Annotated in this window: 14 protein-coding genes; 3 read left to right on the top strand and 11 right to left on the bottom strand. The window is 53.8% G+C overall.

Annotated features, from left to right (window positions below; genetic code table 11):
- Window positions 1–137: 137 nt before the first annotated feature.
- The 4 genes from F7231_RS07460 to F7231_RS27600 form a co-directional block, all read right to left on the bottom strand.
- Window positions 138–2090, bottom strand: coding sequence for a sialate O-acetylesterase (locus tag F7231_RS07460; RefSeq protein WP_229369708.1), 1953 nt, complete (start codon window positions 2088–2090; stop codon window positions 138–140).
- A 54-nt stretch (window positions 2091–2144) separates the two neighbouring features.
- Entirely contained in the window at window positions 2145–3965 is a 1821-nt protein-coding gene (locus F7231_RS07455) for a glycoside hydrolase family 9 protein (protein WP_166691440.1), read from the bottom strand.
- Window positions 3966–4069: 104 nt separating this feature from the next.
- Window positions 4070–4849: an NIPSNAP family protein gene (locus F7231_RS07450; protein ID WP_166691439.1), complete on the bottom strand. Its 780-nt coding sequence runs from the start codon at window positions 4847–4849 to the stop codon at window positions 4070–4072.
- A gap of 66 nt (window positions 4850–4915) precedes the next feature.
- Window positions 4916–5050: a hypothetical protein gene (locus F7231_RS27600; RefSeq protein WP_262889645.1), complete on the bottom strand. Its 135-nt coding sequence runs from the start codon at window positions 5048–5050 to the stop codon at window positions 4916–4918.
- A 360-nt stretch (window positions 5051–5410) separates the two neighbouring features.
- On the opposite strand from F7231_RS27600, the gene F7231_RS07445 reads away from it, so the two are divergent.
- Entirely contained in the window at window positions 5411–6553 is a 1143-nt protein-coding gene (locus F7231_RS07445) for a redoxin domain-containing protein (RefSeq protein ID WP_310589290.1), read from the top strand.
- A 303-nt stretch (window positions 6554–6856) separates the two neighbouring features.
- Here the strand turns inward: F7231_RS07445 and F7231_RS07440 are convergent, their stop codons facing one another.
- From F7231_RS07440 to F7231_RS07430, 3 genes are all read right to left on the bottom strand, one after another.
- Entirely contained in the window at window positions 6857–7690 is an 834-nt protein-coding gene (locus F7231_RS07440; RefSeq protein ID WP_085412133.1) for an ion transporter, read from the bottom strand.
- Between the two features lie 91 nt (window positions 7691–7781).
- The gene (locus tag F7231_RS07435) at window positions 7782–8657 is read right to left on the bottom strand and encodes a TolB family protein (protein ID WP_166691437.1); all 876 of its coding nucleotides are present in this window, start codon (window positions 8655–8657) and stop codon (window positions 7782–7784) included.
- Between the two features lie 256 nt (window positions 8658–8913).
- A complete protein-coding gene (locus F7231_RS07430; RefSeq protein ID WP_166691436.1) occupies window positions 8914–11265 on the bottom strand; it encodes a glycoside hydrolase family 3 protein in 2352 nt (783 codons plus the stop codon).
- Between the two features lie 292 nt (window positions 11266–11557).
- Here F7231_RS07430 and F7231_RS07425 point away from each other — a divergent pair, with 292 nt between their 5' ends.
- Entirely contained in the window at window positions 11558–12586 is a 1029-nt protein-coding gene (locus tag F7231_RS07425) for a WD40/YVTN/BNR-like repeat-containing protein (protein WP_166691435.1), read from the top strand.
- Window positions 12587–13177: 591 nt separating this feature from the next.
- A complete protein-coding gene (locus F7231_RS07420; RefSeq protein ID WP_166691434.1) occupies window positions 13178–14074 on the top strand; it encodes a leucine-rich repeat domain-containing protein in 897 nt (298 codons plus the stop codon).
- 206 nt (window positions 14075–14280) lie between these two features.
- On the opposite strand, the gene F7231_RS07415 is transcribed toward F7231_RS07420, so the two are convergent.
- The 4 genes from F7231_RS07415 to F7231_RS07400 all read right to left on the bottom strand — a co-directional run bounded on the left by F7231_RS07415 (window position 14281) and on the right by F7231_RS07400 (window position 21618).
- Window positions 14281–16782, bottom strand: a complete 2502-nt coding sequence (locus F7231_RS07415; protein WP_166691433.1) for a glutaminase family protein — start codon at window positions 16780–16782, stop codon at window positions 14281–14283.
- A gap of 176 nt (window positions 16783–16958) precedes the next feature.
- Complete coding sequence (locus F7231_RS07410) at window positions 16959–18503, bottom strand: TolB family protein (protein WP_166691432.1); 1545 nt, start codon at window positions 18501–18503, stop codon at window positions 16959–16961.
- A 115-nt stretch (window positions 18504–18618) separates the two neighbouring features.
- Window positions 18619–20319 (bottom strand): glycosyl hydrolase, encoded by a 1701-nt coding sequence (locus F7231_RS07405; protein WP_166691431.1) that lies wholly within the window; start codon window positions 20317–20319, stop codon window positions 18619–18621.
- Window positions 20320–20529: 210 nt separating this feature from the next.
- On the bottom strand, window positions 20530–21618 hold the full coding sequence (locus tag F7231_RS07400; RefSeq protein ID WP_085412140.1) for an IPT/TIG domain-containing protein: 1089 nt from the start codon (window positions 21616–21618) through the stop codon (window positions 20530–20532).
- Window positions 21619–21704 lie beyond the last annotated feature (86 nt).

The following is a 21704-nucleotide window of genomic DNA, read 5'->3' as shown; positions in this document are numbered from 1 at the left end:
ATTAGTGTTGGCTACCCCACCCCCCGGCCCCTCCCCTGAAAACAGGGGAGGGAAGTAGCATTACAGTAGCTTCGCTCGCGAGCAGAGCATTGTTCCCCTCCTTGTTTTCAGGGGAGGGGCTAGGGGTGGGGTGAAAATCATTCAAACTTAGCTTGCGCCGTAACGCCGGGCCAGGTGTCTGTTCGGAACGAATTGGCGGGTAGGCCGTCGGCACTGAACAGGTTGGCATCGTCGGGCGAATCGGCCCAGGCGTAGCGGACCGCTACCGGTTTCGACACGTTAGGATGCGATAGAATAACGGTATTGCCGTGTATTTCGGCCGTGGCAAAGTGAAAAACCTTGTCGTCGCCCGCTACTTCAAAGCCTTTCAGGTAGCCGTATTTATCTTTCGCGACCAGACCGCCGCCCGTGTGTTTGAAGGAAACGATAGCCTTGCCGCCTTCAAATTTAACCCCTTCGTAGAGGGGCGAGCTGTAGTTGACGTCCTGACCGTAATCGAATTTCAGCGCATTCAGGGCCAGCCGGTGACCCACATCCTGTTTATTGGTCGGGTGAATATCTTTCGGATTGCCGATATCGGTGATCACGGCCATGCCGGTTTTGGGCAGGCTTAGCGTCATGGTCTGCGCCTCGCGGAGTTCGGCCCAGCCGCTCCCCTGATTACTGCTGTTGTTGGCACCGTAGTTGGCCAGCTGCACAAAGTAGAACGACATCTCCTGACCGAATTTTTTCCGCCAGTCGGTGATCAGTAGCGGAAATGATTGCCGATATTGATACGACCGGCCCGCATTAGATTCGCCCTGGTACCAAAGCACGCCGCGCATGGCCATCGGTTCCAGCGGGGCAATCATGGCGTTGTAAATGCTCATGCCCACGTTGTTCATAAAGCGTTTGTATTCGTGCTTGCCGGCGAATGAAGGCATCAGCCGCCACTCGCCGCCGAGGCTGATCCGTTGGAGTGGGTCTTCTACATACAGGTCGGCGGCCGATCCTTTCAGGCCCACGCCGTACCAGTTCGGATTGACCATGTTGCCCAGCTTTATCACCACTTTGTTCTCGCCGGCTTTCCAAGTACCCGCCGGCACGGAGATTTTCCGCACGCCCTGAACAGTGCCATCGGCTACCAGCTTCCCATTAATGTACACCTGGGTTGGGCTGTCGTTTTCGGCGAGCGCAAGGGTTGTTTGTTCGGTAGCCATCTCGTCGGGGAGCGTCACGATTTTGGCCATGTAGCCCTGCCCCATGAAACCGCGCATATCTTTCCATTCCCATTGGCCAATAGCGTCAGACTTGCGCCAGCCCGCAAAACCGTAGCTGGGGTCGATGTACCTGGCTTCGTCGGTGGCGGTCAGGTTGGCGGGCACCTGCAGGTTCTTGCGCAGTTTCACGTCGATGAGGCTGTCGGCGGCCTGCCAGGTAGTGGGCATGGTTTGGGCATAGCCACGCAGTTCATCGTTACTCAGCATACTTTCTTTGCTGATCCAGCCTTCCACCTGCGATCCGCCCCACGACGAGTGTACCAGGCCGATGGGTATGTTGTTCAGCTTCTGGGTCAGTTCTCGGGCGAAGAAGAAGCCAATAGCCGTGAAGTCACCCACGGTTTCGGCTGAAGCCAGTTGCCAGGGGCCTGCTTTCAGGTCCTGCTGCGGTGTCAGGGCTAGTTCATGATCGACCCGCAAGTGACGAATCTGCGGGAAATTGGCGTTCTTTTTCTCTTTCGCGAAGTGATCGGTCTGCTTCACGGTCCACTCCATATTCGACTGACCCGAGCAGAGCCACACCTCGCCAACCAGCACGTCGCTGGCACTGGCAGACCCCGATTTGGCCGTTGCCGCCAGTGTATGTGGTCCGCCCGCTTCGAGCGGTGAAAATCGCACCAGCCATTTACCATTGGCATCGGCTTTGGCTTGCTGGGTTTGTCCGGCCAGCGTCACCTTTACGGCTTCGCGCGGTTTGGCCCAGCCCCATACCGGAATCGGTTTTTGCCGTTGCAGCACCACATGGTCGGTAAACAACCGCGCCATACGTACCTGACCGAAACTGGTTAAGCTGAGTAGGAAGAGGATAAAGAAGGAAAAACGGGTTTTCATTTTTTTGGGGATGATTCTTTTTTGTGCGGGTAAAGCCGAGGCTAAATCAAAAGACTATTTCTTCGCCGAATTACCAGCCAACTTCCCCTGCAACGCTTCCAGCGCGTTGGCCAGGTATACCAGTGGTGCATTCCAGTTGATGGCGATTTCGTTGGAGGCATACGAGCAGTCATTGTCCAGAAACACCTCGTCGGCGATGGTGGTCGTGTAGCCTTCACATTTATCCTGACGGGCAGCGTTGGCGTTAGTACCGCCCGACAACAGGCCCGGAACCGGAGCCTCAATGCCATCGGCCACGGAGGGGCGATGGTGCGGGTGCATTGGTGTTTTATGCCCGTAACCCGTCACGAACGAATACCCCACGGCGTTGCGACCCAGCAGGTAATCCATGTTGGCCAGCGCGGCATTCAGGTACGTTCCGTCATTCGTAAGCCGGTACGCCTGAATCAGGGCGATGCCCTGATTGGCTGCTACAGCACTGCTGCCCCAGATGTAATCACTGGTGGCTTTACCCATCGGTGTCTGGAACGCGTGCTTGTCTACATCCTGCCGGAGCTGGTCGGCGAGTTGGGTGATGTGGCTTTTTAGTTTTGGTAGATCCTGCTTGCCGCGAGGCGTCAGTTGGTCGCTGAAACGGGCCAGTGAGTAGTAGGCCAGCGTACGTACCTGCGGCCACGACGGAAGGGGCGTTTTATCGTCGGGGAATAGGTTGACAGCCATGTAATAGGCGTCGTCTTTCGTAGTCAGGTACAACTCGGCGGCGGCCCAGACCCATTCATCGGCGGCGTCGCGATCGCCGTAGGTGCCGGTAACCACGTCGGGCTCGAATTCCTTGTTCATCGCATCCTGATTATACAGCGCGTTTGGGTGCTGTTTGGCCCAGCCCCAGGCTTTTACGGCCATGGCGGTACACGAATCGGCCAGGCCGGGTAGCTCGCGGTTATACGCCTTGAAAATTCGGGCCGACTGCGCCATTACGGCGGCAAAATCAAGGGCAGCAGTTACGCTTTTCTGTACCACGTACCGTTCGGTGGGCTTCACCTGATCGGGCATTTCCATGCCGTCGAATTTGGCGTTGGTGAGTTTGTGGTATACGCCGCCATCGGCCGGGTCCTGCATGGTCATCATCCAGCGCAGATTCCAAAGCGACTCGTCGAGCAGGTCGGGGAGTTTGTTTTTGCTTTCGGGAATGTTGACGGCCAGCGTTTTGCAGTAATCGGGAAAGTCTTCGTAAAGCGACAGCAACGTACCCATCGAAATTCCCGAGTTCACAATGTACTTGTTGTAATCGCCCGCATCGTACCAGCCCCAGGGCGACGAAATCGCTGTGCCAGCCGGACGGGTAGCCGACGCCGCCGATGGGTGAATCAGCACCCGCGTGTCGGGATGCCCGGCCGGCCGATGCCATTGTCCGGCGTATTTCTCCGGCAACTCGGTTGATACGCGCTGGTAGTAAAAGCCTTTCAGGGCCCCGACCGCCACGTCGTGGTGAACCGCTGGCTTGATCGTGAACGGGTAGGAGCGGCCCAGTCCAGGTACGTTAACCACGAACGTACCTGTGTTGCGGAAAGCCGAAAAGTCAGCCGTACGCGCCAGTTTGCCGGAGATGGCATTCTTGCGGGATTCGCTCAACGTACCTGAGTAAACCACTTTTTTACCGTCGGCCGTCGTCACCTGAAATGCGGTAGCTGCGGTGCCCCTCTGCTCATCGACAAGAATAGCTACTTTGGGGGCGTTCGGGTAAAACCCAATCTGGTTCAGCCGAATGCGGTCAGACGCCCCGGTGGCTGTCACTGGCTGCGCGTTGATTTGACTGGCAACCAATAGACAGCCGATCAGAAGCCGGGCACCTAGGCAGGAGATAGATTTAGTCATTAGGCAGGTTTTAGCGATGTTTTGATACGTCAACGGTGGTAATCTGGCTAACGGCAGCTCGTCCACTTTCCAGTCGGAAAATGCCGGTCAACCAGCTTGGGCCATTATACCTGTGAGTAAGGGAGCGGCTCCAGAAAAACCCGAACAATCTGCGAGACGGTATTGGCGTATTCTGCGGCGGCCGACATGCGTTTCCAGTCGGGGTTGTTGCCAAATTCTTTCCAGTTGGCGTCGCGTTCGGCTATGTCTTTAAACGTCAGCATGTAGGTCAGGCAGGGCATGTTGCCACCCGCGATCACTTCGCCGAAAAATACGGGGTTGAGCTTCGTTTTGTAGAAGACGGGCAACTCATCTACGTTGAACATCTTCACTTTTCGCCGAACGGCATCTTCTGAATAGCCTTCGTAGGTGCGTAGCTCGAATAAGCGGCTCTCCTGTTTCGGAATAACGATCGCCGGTAAGGCATCAAACGCATTCATGATCGTAGTCGAATACCGGACGTAGGGGGCTTTCTCGGGGGGTAAGGCGTCGTACCTGGCACGTACCTGCGCATACGCCGAATCGGTAGATAAACGGGTAGCTGAACTGCCGTAGGCCTCCCACGAAGCATGCGGGATCAGCACGTAGGTTTTAGCTGGTTCGGGCTTACCCATTTCCCCAAACACGCCGACGTTTTTTACGCCAAGCCGGTTCAGGGCCGGAATCAGGCCTTCTTTCAAATAGCTTTCCAGATTGGCCTGCGAGAGGTTGAACCGGAATTCGTAGACCCTTAATTCGAGTACTTGCTTTTGCGGCGCGGCCGGCGCAGTAGCGGCCTGAACCTGACCCGTGGTCAGCGTTGCGGAAGCGGCCAGTGAAGCCGCTACAAATTGTCTTCTTTTCATTGATTGTAGCTATACGGCATAACCAGTCTGGGTACGCTGCCAATGAGGCGGACTTGCCTCTGTAGACTAGCAAAAGACCGTCATAACCGCCTGTATACTCAACCTATAACCACAGGTAACCGTAGCTGGTACGCCAGTCTGCATAGCCATCGTCGACGTGGCTGCACCAGGAAGCCAGACGAGCGAAAGCAGGCTATTCATGAACTACTGGTTAAGCGAATCATAACAGCCGGTATGCTTTGTAACTAGCTGATATGTAGAATTATTAATAGCAAAAATAGGATTGGATTAGGGTTGCGTTCATAGCGTAAACCCTATTTTGGTAAAATTCAGGGTAAACCCTAAGCTTCCTGTCAGGCATCGTGTACCGGGCGGGCGTCGATGCGCTGCCTGCTGAGCCTGTGTGGCCCGAACACAGCCTTACAGCTCTAGGGTGTGAAGATCGTGGTAGAGAACTCAATGGTGTAAAGTCCAGAAGAACACTAGGCAAATGGCAGTAAAAAAATTGGCCCCTTGCCAACTAACTGCTATTATTACGGGGAATCAACCACAATAACGACTGTGAAAAATTTCGGACTTTTATTGGCCTGCGCCGTACTGCCGCTGGCTGGCTTTGCACAAAGCGGATCATACACGTTAACGGGCAAAGTGGGTCCGTCTGCCTCAACGGCCAAAGCGTACCTGAGAACAGTATCGGCAGGCGCTGTCAAAGTGGATTCGGCCGATATTAAAGGCGGTGCTTTCTCATTTACAGGGGCCATTGCCGACCCAACCAAAGCCATGCTCCTGATCGACCAGCGGGGCGTGGGTATGCGTAAACTGAGTAGCGCGCAGAGCGTTTCGTTCTACCTGGAGCCGGGTACGATTTCAATCGTTAGCCCCGATTCGGCGTTACATGCCGTTGTGAGCGGCACGAAGCTGAATGCCGATAATGAAAAGCTGAAAGCCGCGGCTAAACCATCGGCCGACAAGATGGCGGCGCTGATGCAGGAATACCAGAAAGCCACCGACGAACAGCGCAAATCGGCGGAATTCAACAATTCGATCGAGAAACGGTACAACGAGATTGAGAACGAGCAGAAGAAAGTCTGGTCGCAGTTTATCAAGTCGACTCCTAAAAGTCTGGTTAGCCTCGACGCCATAAAATCGGTGGGTGGCAGCGTACCTGATTATGCCGATGTAGCCCCCTTGTTTGCCAGCCTGTCCGACGAGGTGAAAGCCACGAAAGCAGGCGTAGAATATGCTGCTATGCTGACCAAACTGAAGGCTACGGCCATTGGCGAAATAGCCCCCGCGTTTACGCAGGCCGACACGCTGGGTAACCCTGTGTCGCTGAGTGATTTCAAAGGCAAATACGTGCTGGTCGATTTCTGGGCCAGTTGGTGCGGTCCCTGCCGTCAGGAAAACCCGAACGTGGTAAAGAACTTTCAGCAGTATAAAGACAAGAACTTCACGGTGCTGGGTGTGTCGCTCGACCGGCCCAACGCGAAGGAATCCTGGCTGAAAGCCATTCATAAAGACGGCCTTGCCTGGACACAGGTATCGGACCTGAAATTCTGGGATAACGATGTCGCCAAGCTTTACGGGGTCCGCGCCATTCCACAGAACTTCCTGATCGGTCCCGACGGCAAGATCCTGGCCAAGAATGTTCGCGGTGAAGAACTGGGCAAAAAGCTCGGCGAACTGCTACAAGCTAAACCGTAACGTCAGGTACAGGTATGTTCTGGTTAGACTGCTAGAGAACGACCTTGGTAAGGTGACCTGGAGGAGCCTTGCCAAGGTCGTTTTGCGTGTTGGTGCGTGGTGAAAAGACGTAAGTTTGGCCGGGACTACGACTTTTATGTCAATACCATGCCTTTCTGTCCCCTTAAGCACACACATAACAGCGTAGCTACCGACGCTGCGCTGTTGTACCCCGATGGGTCGGCGGCTGGTCGGGTTTAAAAGACAAGATTTTAGGAAAGCAGCCATCTGTTAGAAAGCCGCGCTGGTTTGTATAGACACCCCCTACAACCTACTCCCGCAGTATTTGCAGAAGGTGGCGTCGGCGTCGTGGCCGTATTGGCTACAGTTGGGGCAGGCTTGTGAGGTGACCTGTTTAAACTTCATGGCTGCCTGCGAAATCTCGGCGGTGACAATGCCGGTCGGCACCGCAATGATGCCGTAACCCATGATCATCACCAGCGACGCCAGGGCTTTACCCAGCGGCGTTTGGGGCGACAGGTCGCCGTAGCCAACGGTAGTTAGGGTGACAATGGCCCAGTAAATACTGGTTGGAATGCTGGTGAAGCCGTGTTCTTCGCCTTCCACGATGTACATCATGGAGCCGATGATGACCACCAGCAACAGAACCGTTAGGATAAACACGCTGATTTTCCGTCGGCTGGCCTGTAACGCTCCCATTAGCGTGCTGGCCTCCGACAGGTATTCCGACAATTTCAGAATTCTGAAAACGCGGAGTAATCGTAGAATCCGGATGGTGAAGAGGTATTGCGTGCCGGGCAGAAGCAGGCTCAGGTACGTTGGCAGGAGCGCCAGAATGTCGACGAACCCAAAGAAACTGGTAATATAACGAAGTGGCTTTTTGACGCTTACTAACCGCAACAGGTACTCGATACTAAACAGGATCGTGAAGAACCATTCTATCCGGGTTAGCACGTCGCCATAAGCGGTTCGAATGCTCGGCACGCTTTCCAGCATCACGGTGGTAACGCTGAGCAGAATGCTGGCAATCAGACCAATATCGAAGGCTTTTCCGGCGGCAGTATCGGCTTCGAAAATGACTTCGTGTAAACGGGCGCGCCAGCCAGCTCGTGGTTTTTCAGGCGTAGAAGGAGACATACATCGTACTGATTGGCTGAAGCTGATGGCTTGCTACTGGTACTAGTAACTTGAAATACCAGACCTAAGGTTTAACCAATCGGCCACCGGTCTATTCGTCAACTACCAACGCGAGGTGATTTCCCCGTACGGCGATGCGCGATAGCTTCTTACGGGGGAGGTCAGCGGGCAGAGTCAGGACTTGCCACTGCTTTGTTTTTGGCGAAAAGGCCCACAGTTCAGTACCCCGGCTTTCGAGCAACGTACCGCTGGCAAGCCAGGCGTTGTAATGCTCGGATGTTGCCTCGCTCGTGGCAACGTCGCTTACCTGATTCCGGACAGGATCATACGACCGAATGAGCCACGTGTCGCCCACCTGCTGCACGAAGCTAAACGCCTGCTTTCCCGGAATGCGGTGCAATGAACGGCCGATCTGGCCAGCTATAACCGTATCACGCCCGGTTTTCCGGTTCAGATAATGCATTGTATTGGGCGTGCCCAGTACGAACACCATCGCCTCGTCGGCGTTGAGCCACGCCTGATAGCCGATCTTACCCGTCTTCTTCGACTCAAGAATCAGCTCGGTCTGCTTCGGATCGGCCAGCAGGTACCTGACCAGGTCCTGATCGCCGTTGGCTTTGCGTTGCACAATGCACGACAGGTACGTCTGGTCGGGTAACACCGTAGGCGAATACTCTGAGTCGGGTGTGAGTGTGACCGGCGTCCGTATAGCCTTCTGCAGGTCATACGACCAGATGTCGGTCTGGTCGCCGGGCATCATGGCGGTGTAGTACAACAGCGGCTTAGTGGGGTGGAAAAACGGTTGATTGTCGTACCCCGGCTTGTTCGATACGTTGCGCGGATTGGCTAGCGTGATTTTTCCGCCCTTCTCCGACAGGTCAAGCAGATATACCTCCGTTCCGTTTTGGGCGTGTAAGGCCGTAAGAGAAAGCCAGAGTAACAGCAGGGCGAAGCAGGTTAATTTCATGGGTGAGATGATGTAATTGCTTAAAGTAACGAGATTTATACGTGATTCTTAACGGTGTGTGTGTTGCGTGCTTCAGGTACGTTGTCGCCTGCCCATAGCGCGTGACAACGGGGGGTGTATCAGTTAGTTGAAGGGGCATGCGTCAGCCATACACACGTGCCAGTTAGCATAACACCATACGCGCCATCACGCCAACCAAAAAAAAGCCGCACTGGAGTAACCGGCGCGGCTTTTTTTTAGTTGACAAGTACTTAGCTTACTTGATCTCGGCTTTGGCGCGTTGGGCGGGTTTCAGGTACGTCTTTGTCCGGTTGTCCTGGATGATGCCTTTCCAGTTCAGGCCGAAACCGAAATCGTAGCTGTGGCCTTCCGAATCCTTGTAGCTCGTCATGTCGCGGGGTACGTCTTCGGCCTGCGTTTCTACCGTCTTCATGTCGGCGGGCATTTGCATCGGTAACAGGCCCGATGGCTCGGCGACACCCGTCAGAATATCCATCAGGGCCTGATCCTGCACGCTGAAATGGGCCAGAATCGCGCTCGACTGCTTGTCGAATTCGCTAAAAATGGTGGGGTTACTCATCTGAACAGCCACGATCACCGGCTTGCCTTTCATCTTGGCGTAGGTCTCAGTCACCATTGTCAGGTCGCTGCTGTTGATGGTCTTGTTCGTTTTGCCGCTATACGTCCGGTTGGTGAATTTCTCCAATGGGTCGCCGCCTCCGAAGCTGGGGTCGCGGGTTCCCTGCGCCGTGTAGTCGCCGTATTGCAGGCTGATGGGTACGTACCCATTGCCGCCCGCTTTGGCATCGGCACTGCTGTAGCCACCGCCCGAATCAGGACTGCGGATAAATGCCAACGCGTAGTCAGCCTCGTCGGGGTTGTCGGTCACGGTGAAATACTTTTTCACGATAGCCAAGTTGACCGGGTATTCGAGCTTTTCGGGCGTGTTCATGCCCAGGAAGTTCCGCCCGGCCGGCGTGAAGCGTTTAGGAATATAGACCGTCTTGCCCTTCGTGAGCGGCAATGCCTTCGCCTTGTTCTTCAGCATCACCACCGACTTCAGCTGCGCCTGATATCCCGCATCCATAAATGCCGGTTTGCCAACGACACTGGCCGTTGTTTCGACGCTCAGGTACGGGTTCTCGAACAGCCCCACGCGGAAAATATTGGTCAGTAACCGCACCGCCGACTGTTCTATCCGGGTACGCATGGCTTTTTCGCCCAGGTCTTTCACGCCCATTTTGTAGGCGGCAATGACAGGCGCGGCGTCGTTGTTACCACCAAACTGATCGGCACCGGCCATCAGGATTTTATAGTGCCGTTCGGCTACCGATAATTTCTCGACACCCCACGACTTACCCGTCAGGAATACATCGACGGCCGTTTCGTCGGCGGTGATGTTCCAGTCGGTGCAGACCACGCCGTTGTAGTCGTATTTGGTGCGCAGCAGGTCGGTAATGATGTACTTGTTGTAGCTATTGCCCACGTTCTCGCCGTTCTTTTTGTCCTGCCCCAGCGAAATGGTGTAGTACGGCATTACGGCCGAGGCCATGCTCGTTTTGCCCGCCAGCTTGAACGCGCCTTCGGTAAAGGGCAGAAAGTGCGTGGCGAAGTTGTTACCGGGATAAACTGCGTATTTACCGTAGCCGTAGTGGGCATCGCGTCCGGCTTCGCCCGAGCCGCCGCCCGGCCAGTGCTTCACCATCGCGTTGACGCTCGTGTAGCCCCAGCCATCTTTGATTTCGTTGCTGCCCGTCGACGTCTGGAACCCGTCGATATAGGCGCGGGCGAGGTCGGTGGTCAGCTTCGGGTCTTCGCCAAAGGTGCCGCTGAACCGATACCAGCGCGGGTCGGTGGCCAGATCGATCTGTGGCGACAGGGCCGTGGCGATGCCCAACGCACGGTATTCGGCGGCGGCAATCTGCCCAAACTGACGAACAATGGCCGGGTCGAATGTGGCGGCCAGACCAAGTGAGCCGGGCCACATGGAGATGGCCCCGCCCGCCCCGGCGTTATATTCAGCATCGGCGCGGGTGCCATGCCGGGGGTCAGAACTGTTGTTGGCCGGAATTCCCAGCCCAAGTCCTTCCACCAGTGCCTGCGCGTTATTGTTCCAACCCGCCGCCACCGCCGGACTTTGCACCGACGTGATGAGCACGTGCCGCACGTTGTCTTTGGTCAGAAACTCCTTTTGCTGATCGGAGAGGTCGGTGGGGGTAGCTCCGCTTTCGGCGAACACTTTTCCACCATACGTACCCGCAAATGGCCCCGCCGGTGCCGACGGTATGGGCTGGTGTTTACTGTATAGCATCAGCCCCGCAATTTGCTCGACGGTCATTTTGGCGGCCAGGTCTTTCGCCCGAATGGCAACCGGTAGCCGCCAGTCTTCGTAAGCGTCGAGTTTGCCGTTTTTGTTCAGGTCTTTAAACGCCAGCCCCTTGTCGATAATCAGCTTCACGCCGGAGGTAGTAGAATACCCCAGCGTTTGCCCGCCTTTGTTGGTGACGGTACTAATATTGCCCAATTTGCTTTCGGACCAGTTCTGTGCCCTGCTAGCTGTTGTGGTCAGGGCGAGTAGTAGCGTAGTAAAAAGAAATCGATTCATCATGGTTTAGGTACGTATCATAGAGTTGTGCAGACAAAATAACCCTTAAAATGATCTACCCACATCTACATTATTGACTACCAGCTAAAAATGGCCACCTTTATCGCTAAACAACGCTCAACGGTTCGACTTACGAATCGCTCCAATTGGCTTTTCCGCTTAAAAACAGCATTTTGCAGACAACCCGGTTTTTTGTCCAGTCCACTAAGAGACCATGCCGTCTGCCAATTGACGCGTGGTTTTATACCACGCCAGGGCGCAGTAGCGTAACCTTGGTGGAAAAACTCTTGTCACTATGAAGCAATTACTTCGAAGCCTTGTCTTCCTCTGTAGTGCCGTGCCTGCTGTGGCCCAATGGCAACCACAGTCGGTTAATACTGATGCCAGTTTCCGCTCCGTGAGCGTGGCTGGCCCTAATGTGGTCTGGATCGGTGGGACTAAAGGCACCTTCGTCCGCACCGCCGATGGCGGGCAAACGTGGCAAACCGGCACCGTTCCGGATGCGCAGGCCTGTGACTTTCGGGATGTAAAAGCCGTTGATGCCCAAACTGCCTACCTCATGAGTGCCGGACTGGCCGAAAAGGGGCAGGCCCGTATCTACAAAACCACCAACGGCGGCCAATCCTGGACGTTGCTCTTTCAGACCCAGCAACCGGGTGTATTTCTTGACGGTATCGACTTCTGGGACAAGCAGCACGGCATTGTTTTCGGCGACCCCATCAACGGTAAGTGGTTCGTGCTGACAACCGACGATGGTGGGCAGACCTGGCAACCGGTACCGCCCGAGCAACTGCCGTCCATGCAGCCGAATGAAGCAGCTTTCGCCGCCAGCGGCACCAGCCTTGTGGTGCAGGGTAAGCAAAACGTCTGGATAGCCTCGGGCGGCGCTACAAATGGGCGCGTGTTCCGTTCCAATGACCGGGGCCGGACGTGGACGGTGGCCGCTACGCCCTTACCCGCCGGCGAAGCTACGGGCCTGTTTGGCATGCAGTTCTTCAATGAAAAAGTCGGCATGGTGGTTGGTGGCAACTATAAACAGGAAAACCTGCCCGGCGTAAATGCCGCTATTACCCGCGACGGTGGGCAAACCTGGCAAGTTGTCAGCGCAACGAATCCGCCCGGCCTGAAAGAAGCCGTTTCGCTACTTCCCGGCGACTACCTGCTAACGGTTGGTCCCTCCGGCACCAGTTTATCCGCCGATCAGGGAGAAACGTGGACCAAGCTCGATACCGAAGGTTTTCATTCGCTCGCCTGCGCCAAAAACACCTGCTACGCCGTGGGCGCAAAGGGAAAGGTTGGCAAGCGCGTTTTCAAGTTTAAATAGTGGTAGTGAACTAGAAGATTACGTACCCGGCCTATCCATCCCGCACATACGCAGATTTCTTTTTCGTAAGCACCACCCTGTCAGTTTTGATCGATAGGCCCAGTCAGTAAATTAAGTACCTATTTTATTATACTTTCTTTTTATTTGGGTAACAGAGCAACAAGAAAAACACATGTTATGCTAATGAATCAATTACTGCACGCTGACATAAACTTTCAGCCTATGGCTAAATCGGCTAACCTGTATCGATAAGCTAGCTATTCTAGCGGTCAACTCCAACAGAACGTTACTAGGTAGGTTTGCCGCAGCTTTTGACGAACAGTACTTTAGAGCATTGGACGCTCAGCAAAACGAAAGCGTAGGCACGGCATTCTGCTTCATCGAACAAGCCTTAAACATAGCATCGACACCTATAATTATACGGTTAAGATACTAGTATAATCAGGAGTTATGCTAAAAGTATAACCTGTACCATTAGTTGTGGTAGCGCATGCTCATCGAGCAAGAAAATGGTCTTTTCAAAGCAAATAGAAAGTGTTATTTACCTCAAAATTTTCTCACGTTTATAGCTAAACTAATTTCTTTTCAAACATGCACACCAATCTACGTTTCGTCAATTTATTGCCAAGCCTTTGCTTAGTCCTGATTACTTGCCTAATGATCGCTTGCGATCATAGAGATCCGGAGCCAGAATTATATACGGCTGTGCCTGATATCAATTTCGAGAAAGAGTTGATTAAACTTAAAATTGATGACGTACAAGATGGACGAGTTTTAACGGCCAACGCGGCGAAACAGACAGGCGGTCTCTACTTTTACTCGCTCGGCATAAACAACTTGGCTGGTATTGAGGCCTTTACCAATCTAACCGTTTTAATATGTACTGGTAATAACAAGATTCCATCTTTGGACTTAAGCAAAAATACTGCCTTGACTCAGTTAGATGTTACTCGTAGCGGAATAAGTAATTTGAATGTTACTGCTAATACGTCGTTAACTACCCTTAATGCTGGCAATAATGATCTCTCTGAAATAGATTTAAGAAAGAACACTCGTCTGAAATACGTAGACCTGCACTTTAATAAATTAACTGCGTTAGACTTAAGTAAGAATACTGACTTGGTTAAAGCCCTGATTTATACTAACGAGATAGGATCATTAGACTTGAAAATGAACAAAGTATTACAATATCTGGATCTTACTGCAAATAAACTTACATCGCTCGACGTAAGCCAAAACACAGAACTGACTAGTTTATCATGTGCGCTCAACGCAATATCAAAACTGGATTTGAGCAACAATACGGAGCTAAGACAACTGCGTTGCCAATACAATAACCTTTCGGAATTAAACTTAAAAAAGCTCACTAAACTAACCGAAGTCGATTGCCGATCTAAGACACCTATTTCTGTGTGTGTAGATAACCTGAGTCAGGTAAGCATTTACTGGGTTCCAGACCCAATGATAACGTATGTAGTTTGTCCCTGATCGTTGATTCGTTTGGCGGCTTATTTAATTTCGTCTTAAGGAAGCAGGTCAATTCTAAAGATTTACCATCAGCCATTACGAATGTTGGGCATAATAGCTTGAGAAGTATTAGCCCATTTAAGAGAACCTGTCAGGTACGTTACTACATCAAAAAGACGCGCCAGTTGATACTGAGCGCGTCTTTTTGATGTAGTAACGTACCTAACTTACTTCTTCTGCTTGAGGCGTTCGTCGAGCATTTTGATGAAGTAGCCGCCTACGACGGAGCGGGCCTGGAAGCCGACTTGCTTGGCGTTGGTGGTTTCGTGCCAGTCGCCGAGAGGGACGCGTGATGGGGTTTCGTTGGCGTATTTCCAGACGGGCTCCACCAGCGCTTTAAAATCGCGGTCGGAGTCGGCCATGGTGGCGGTCCAGATGATCCAGTCCGATTTGGTGTAGGTCTTGCGGCTGTCGAGGGGGAGGCCGTAGGGCTTTTGCTGCTTCAGGTAGAAATCAATTTCCTGCTTCACCACTTCCTTCGGAAAGACGTCGAGGCCCAGCAGTTTATCCCACACGATGTTGTATTTCTGGCTCCAGCTGCCGGGTGTTTTATCAAAGGTCAGGGCGTAATGCGGTCCATCGCCCGATTTGGCCATGTCCATCCAACTGCGGGCCATATCGCGGGCCAGGGTCAGGTGTTCGTCGGCAACTTTCTGGTCGCCGAGTTGCTGGGCCATCTGTCCGTAGGCGGCAATGCCCATAATGGCCTTAGCCGACAGGTTGGCGTTGCGGGCCAGGTGACCGGCAAAGTCATCAGTGCAGAGCTGATTACCGGGGTCGAATCCGTCGCGTTTCAGGAATCCCACCCACTTGGTCAGCGTGGGCCAGTGCTCGCGGGCGAAGTTGGGGTTGCCGTCCATCTTCACCGATGCGGCTGTCAGAATGATCATATTACCAGCTTCTTCCACGGGCATATCCTCCCCGTAGGTCTGTCCGTTGGCGAGTGGGTACGTGCCGATGTCGTGCGCCGGAAAGTCTTTCTTCCACCGGCCCGACTCGCTGTAATCGAAGATGAACCGGAGCAAGCCCTTAGCCAACTCATTGTTATACAGCAGGAACATGGGCGCCGATGGGTACGTTACGTCGACGGTACCGATGGACCCGTTAGAGAAATTCTCTTTCGACAGAAAGAACACTTCGCCTTTTGGGCCCGCCACAATCTTATGGGCGGCGATGGCTTGCCGGTAGGCTAGCTGGCACAGATCGGCGTATTCCTTACCACCGGCTTTGCGGGCTTCGTCGTAGAGTTGCTTGTCGAAATCGGCGCTTTTCTGCCGAATCCGGTTGTAGTCGGTTTCGGCGAGTTGCAGCGTTCTTTCCATCGTCATGTTGGGGTCGCGGTGCCACCAGCCGCGTAGGTTCTTGCCGAAATACTGCACCGAGTACAGGTCGTCGTAACCCAGCAGCAGGTGTTTGGCTACGCCTTCTTTTGCTACGTTGCCGAGGTTCAGTACCGTGGCGAGCGTAACATTGCCCGCTACATCGGCCACTGGTTTGGTGTTGGCCGCTAGTACGCCTTTACTGGCAAATGCCTGTTTCAGCGCTGCTGCGGAACCAGCCACAACCCGGTTGCCCACGCCCTGTGGAACGGCCAGGTAGGCATAGCCCCAGTCGATACGGACATTATCGCCTTTGCGGGCCAGTACCGGTTGTGCTTTGGTACCTACCGAAGCGTAGCTCAGGCCAGCGCCCTGCCCCGCTTTCGTCACCACATCCTGCCCTACGGTGTTGGTTGCGACTGTGGCCGCTTCCCCGAAATAGACCTGCACCGCATGTGATTTACCATCTGTCGATTGCGCGTTGAACGTGACATAGCTTACGGGGCGGGCAGCTATTTCCAGCTCATCGAGCAGAAGCGGCGACAGGAAATTGACGCGCAGATCGACCGGGCCCGCCGTGAAGGTGTACTCGGTCTGGGTGGCGGTTACGTTGACGTTCGTCTGAATGGCTTGCGATACCGTTGGTAGGGCGGCGAGGCTCACCAGTCCCATATCGATGAAGGCCGCACCTACCGGGCTCACACAATGCGTAGCCAGTACGTTACGCCCTTTGCGCAGGGCCTGCTGTCCTTCGGGAGATAATGCCAGGTAGATATGTTCGCCTGCACAGCAGGGTTTACTCACCAGCAGCACGCCATTTAGGTACACTTCTACGTCGTCATCATGGCTGAGGGCCAGCAGCATCTGCGACGGGTCGATTTTGCCATCGTAGGTGAATTCGCGACGGATATAAATGCCGCTTTTGTCGCTGCGGCTGCTGAGCCAGGGTGTCCGTGAGTCGGGTGTATCGCCGAATGGACCGGGGCCTGTTTTCCAGCCCTGTGCGTTGTAATCGAGTTTCTGCCAACCTTCGCCGGGATCGGTCAGCGTGAATTGGGCGGTGTAGGGTTTCGCTTCGCCAGTGGGGAGTAGCGCCGTGTATAGGGTTGGCGAACCGCCCAGAAACTGATAGGTCTGCCCATCAACCCGCACAATGCCTTCGAGCGATTGTGGCTTACCGGTCCAGTGGCGGGTGGGGCTGTCGGTGAGGCGGTCGGTGGTACTCCAGATGCTGAAATACGGGTCGTGGGTAATGAGTGGGTAAGCGGGTGGACGAAGGGTTTGCGCTATCGCCGTAGTGAGCGACAAGGCAGCGGCAAGCAGAAGTAAATTGAGTGATCTTTTTCTCATAAGGAGTGCAGGTTAAAGGCTGACCGCGGCGGAAACCGCACCAACAGCCAGCTGTTTCAAAGCAAAGCAAGGTTGGTGGGTAATTATCCTATCTATACTCCTAAGATTGATTCACTGGGACGTTGTAACCGGTCTACCCACCCCCTTTAGGGCGGGGGTAGACCGGTTGACGTACATTACTTGCCCGAAATGGGTGGTGTCGCTACTGGTCCTGAATTACTGATAAAAGCTACTTTCTTACTGTCGGGCGACCAGGATGGCGTGTTGATCGTGCCCTGTCCGCCATACAGATAGGCAATTGTTTTGGGCTTGGTCTTAACTGGGTTGCCGTTTTCGAGGGGCAGATGGCGCAGGTAAACGCGCTTGTAGAACGGGTGATCGTCGGGTTTTACGTCCTGACCAAACGAGAGGAACACCATCTGCTTGCCATCCGGTGAGATATGCGGAAACCAGTTGTTAAACTCGTCGTTGGTAATCTGCTCCTGCTCGCTGCCGTCGGTCTTCATGCGCCAAAGCTGCATCAGGCCGCTGCGGGTCGAGTTGAAATAAATGTACTTTCCATCGGGCGAATACTCGGGGCCGTCGTCGAGACCTTTCGCGGTGGTCAGCTGCACCTCAGGGCCGCCATTGGCCGGCACTTTATAGATATTGTAGTCTCCATCGCGTTGAGCGGTAAAGACCAGCCACTGTCCATCGGGCGACCAGCCGTGTAGGTACGAATGACCAGTGGGCGTGATTCGTTTGGGTGTCCCACCGCTGATAGGTACTGTATAAATGATCGACTTGGGGCCGTCGGGCGTGGGCGTGTTGCTGTTACTGAGGCCCAGCATCTTGCCATCGAACGAGATCACGTGGTCGTTGTTGTTATTGGTCACCTCGCCGGTATTGAGCAGGGTCGGCGTTTTCTTCTTCAGGTCGAAGCGGTAGATTTTTCCGTCGCCGTTGTAGATCAACGCCTTATTGTCGAGCGTCCAGTTCGGGGCCTGAATCGATACGGGCGAGTGATACAGTTTTTCGCGGTGACCGGTAGCTACATCGAGTACTTCAAGGTCGCTGCCGAGGTACTCTCTGTACGGAACCAGGGTAGCGGGGGCAGGTACGTACATGCGGACATCCTGAAAAACGCCTTGCTCTACCACGTCTTTATTGTGCGAGCCGATGAACAGCCCTACGTACACTTCATCGCCCAGGTCTAGATCGGTTACTTCTTCGGTCACGAACGTATCGCCGAATTTGGCCACCGACATGATGTATTTATTACCCTGCCGCTCGAGCTGAATTACATCGGCACCGGTCATCTTAGAGCGCATCTCTTCAGTCTTGGCTCCTTTCGTGCGCCGGAATTGCAGCGAGGTCAGCCCGTCGCCATGTTCGGCCGCGTTAATGTGCGCTGAGTTACTATCCAGGCTGCTTCGAACCATCCAGCCCACTTTCCGGTGCGGGTCAACGCCTTTGCCTACGAGCGAAGCGCGGGTAGTCAAGATGAAATCGCCTTTCATTCGTTTCCACATGAAGTGAAACTCGTCGTGGTCGAACCAGATGTTGTAGCCCGCCCCCGACATGTTGTACTCGTTCGTTTTCGAATTGAAGGAGGCTGAGCCTTTCTTGGTTACGTTGCCAATGTCGGTATGACCGTCGAACAGGCCCAGTTTTTGCGCCTGGGTAGGTGTTTCAACCGCTGCTATCAAGCTTGCCAGCAGGGCTATCTTTAACAAGTTCATTTGGTTTAGGGAATAAGAATGGATGTAGGACTGAAATTTGATTGATGGGTTACTGGTGTGCTATAGGGCTAGGTAGGTTGTTGCTGTTAGGCAACAGCAAACCACAAACGCCGTTTTAGTACGTCACAATCCTCAAAGTCTTTGTACCAACCTGACTACTGACACGTAAAAAATAGATACCGGGTTGCGAGCCTATAGTTAGCTGGTGTCGGGTTACGGCGGAGGCAGGGACAACCAGTTCATCGATGAATTGACGACCAAGCGCATCGGTCAGGCGGAGCGTGAGCGGTACGGATTTTGCGCCCTTGATCTCTAGATTGACTTGGTTGCCCCGAACCGGATTGCCCAGAATAGCCAGTTGAAACGGCGGTTCAGTGGCGGTTAGAACCGGTGCGGCCAATCGCCAGTCGGGTAGTTCGTCGCGGGTAATGACGTCAGCATCGAGGAAGGTTGCTTTGAGCTGGTCTACGGGCTGCTTTTTGATGTAGTCGGTGCCGGTCCAGACAGCGAACCACGACCACCAGGTGCCAAAGCCGCGTATTTTGTCGGCGCTGGGCAGATTGCCCGTTTCCGATAAGGTCACGAGCTTCTTTCCGTTCAGGGGCGTCAGGGCGCTGCGCCAGTTGCCGCTCATGTTCGAACTGGCATCAGCATATATGTCCAGACCAACTACATCGACGTACTGATCGCCGGGGTACCACTCGGCATTGAAGGTGTCGGTGGCGGTGTAGACCCAGATCAAGTTGTGCAGGTTATGGACGTTGGTAAGGCGATCGTACAGGATGGTCCAAAGCTCTTTAAACGGACCCGCGCCTTTGGCTCCCCACCAGAACCAGCCGCCGGGGGCTTCGTGCAGCGGTCGCCAGAGTACAGGTACGTTGGCGGCCTGAAATTTCTTGAGTTGAACAGCAATGGCGTCTATGTCGCTTAGGAGCAGTTTGTATTTCGCACCGTTTTTGTCGGCCAGTACAGCGGCCAGATCGAACGTGGTGGCATCGGTGTAAAAGCCGCGCCACCAAAGTTTGTCGGGTGCCAGGTTGATCAGATCGGTGGGGGCGTTCCAATGCCACATCAGGCTGATGATGCCCCGGCCGTCGCCTTTCTTCGCCCAGTCGATGATGGCTTCGCTGGTTCGGATGGGCTTCACGCCATTCTGCACGCGGGTAGGGGAGTAGTCGATCAGGTCAAATGCTCCGATGGCGGGTTCTTTGCCTGTTTTCTCCAGAATGTATTCTACATCGTCCTGCTGCGCCGAAATCACCTTGCTGCCATACTGGTCGACGAGGTACGAGAATAGCCCTTTCGTAGCGGCGGTGGCCTGCGGATCGACTAGCGTTTTGGGTGGTTTGGCGGGTTGCACGGCAGTAGCGGGTGTAAGCAGTAAGTAATCTACGTCGAAATAGCCCCAGCCCCGAAAAATGGTGATGGTGTTCTGGCCCTCTTTCAGCATGAACGTACCCAGACTGGCCGTGCGAAAACCCGCCGACGTACCTGGTAGTGTGCCATTGCTTTTTTCGTCATTTAACTGAAAGTCGATGCCTTTATTACCAAAGGGAGAGGCGTAGCCAATGTCCAGATCGTACAGCCCCGCTTTTGCCGTGAAGATCATCACGATCTTGTCGGTGTCTGCATCGAGGCCGGTAACGTACCCTGCCCCGGAATAGCCCGCCGTTGCCGTGGCGGTGCTTACGCCTGTCAACACGCCGGTTTCTGCCTCAACTCGAATTGGGTCGGCGGCGAAGCTGGGGATAGTCAGCGTAAGGAAGAAAATTAGGATTAGCACCCGCTGAAGTGTATCAGATAAAGTATACTGCATACAGGGAAAGATTTTTCAGAAACGTTGATTGATAGTAGTACGGGTACGTTGACTGGCGAAAAAGCAATAGCACAACGAAAAGCGATGCACTACTTCGCGAAGTCACAGTTGAGAGGAAAAGATAAACCACCACTTAGACAAAGAGCACCGAAAATGCTCCGGTGCTCTTTGCTGTTTCATCAAGAATTGGTGGTAACGAACCTTGGTCAGTTACTTCACCAGCATGATGTTATCGAAGTAGAACGTTTCGTCCTGCTTGTCCGGGCCTTTGATGCGGAAGCCAAGCTGTTGCATGGTCTTGCCGGGTGCCCAGAAATCCATGTCCGATAGCTTGATCTTGAAGTAGTTCCAAACTCCGGCTTTTACGTTCACCTGGTTAGCGTCGACGTAGTTACCGAAACCGGCTTTGCTGGCATCAGTCGTTATGTACAGCGCATAGTCAGCTGATCCGCCTTTAATCCAGCCCGTCAGGTACGTATATGAGGCATCATAAGCTACGCCCGACCAGTTGGCGAAGGCAATCAGATGCCAGTTGCCTTTCTGGAATGTTTTTGCTGCAGAAGCGGTGCCAAAAACAGCTTCTTTAGTTGATTTTGCCCCGGCGTCACCCCACGAATTATCTTGGTAGCCAGTTCCATACGCATCAGTGAAAATCGGGAAAGCTTTGTCAATATTGGTAAACTCCTGCTTGGTGCGAATCCGACCAGTGCTGTTTGTGATAGCCAGCGTTCCCCGGTTGAGTGACGAAGCGGGCATAGTGATGACCAGCTCTTTCTTTGATTTTGATACAATCGTAGCAGCATCTGAAATGCCCTTCAGCGAATCAGCAACGGCAACCGACGTAACGTCGTCAAGGTTATTACCCGTGATGGTCACCTGAGTTCCCTTTGTGAAGTCGTACATCGAAACCGCCGTTACGGTCGGGAATGCGAGCACTTTAAAGGGCACGGTCAGCGTTTGGCCAGCGCTGTTGGTGAGCATGATGTTTTGCTTACCGCCCGCTGCCTCGGTTGGCACCCGGAACATGATCGCGCCATCGGTATTCAGCGTTGACTGAAAGCCCGCAGGTACGTTCTGTTTTTCGAACATGATCGTCCGAATGTCGCCCAAGCCGGTGCCGGTCAGGGTCACCAGTGTACCACCTGCTGCTGAGTCGGGCATCACTTTGGTAGCGACAGGGTTGCCGGGTCCAATCTGGGGGCTACCGTCGGTATCTTTCTGGCAGGAGCTGATGGCCAACCCGGTTGCCAGGGTCAGTGCCGATAAGCTTACTACGCTATATAAGGTGTTGAATTTCATGTGTTTGATGTTTTGTGGTTCTTGGTTGATTGAGTAAAATCAGCTACTTACTTAATTGCCTCATTTACCCAATCACTAATTACCTC

The sequence above is a fragment of the Fibrivirga algicola genome (assembly GCF_011742925.1).
Classification (GTDB): domain Bacteria; phylum Bacteroidota; class Bacteroidia; order Cytophagales; family Spirosomataceae; genus Fibrella; species Fibrella algicola.
This window is presented reverse-complemented; position numbering and strand designations above follow the sequence as displayed.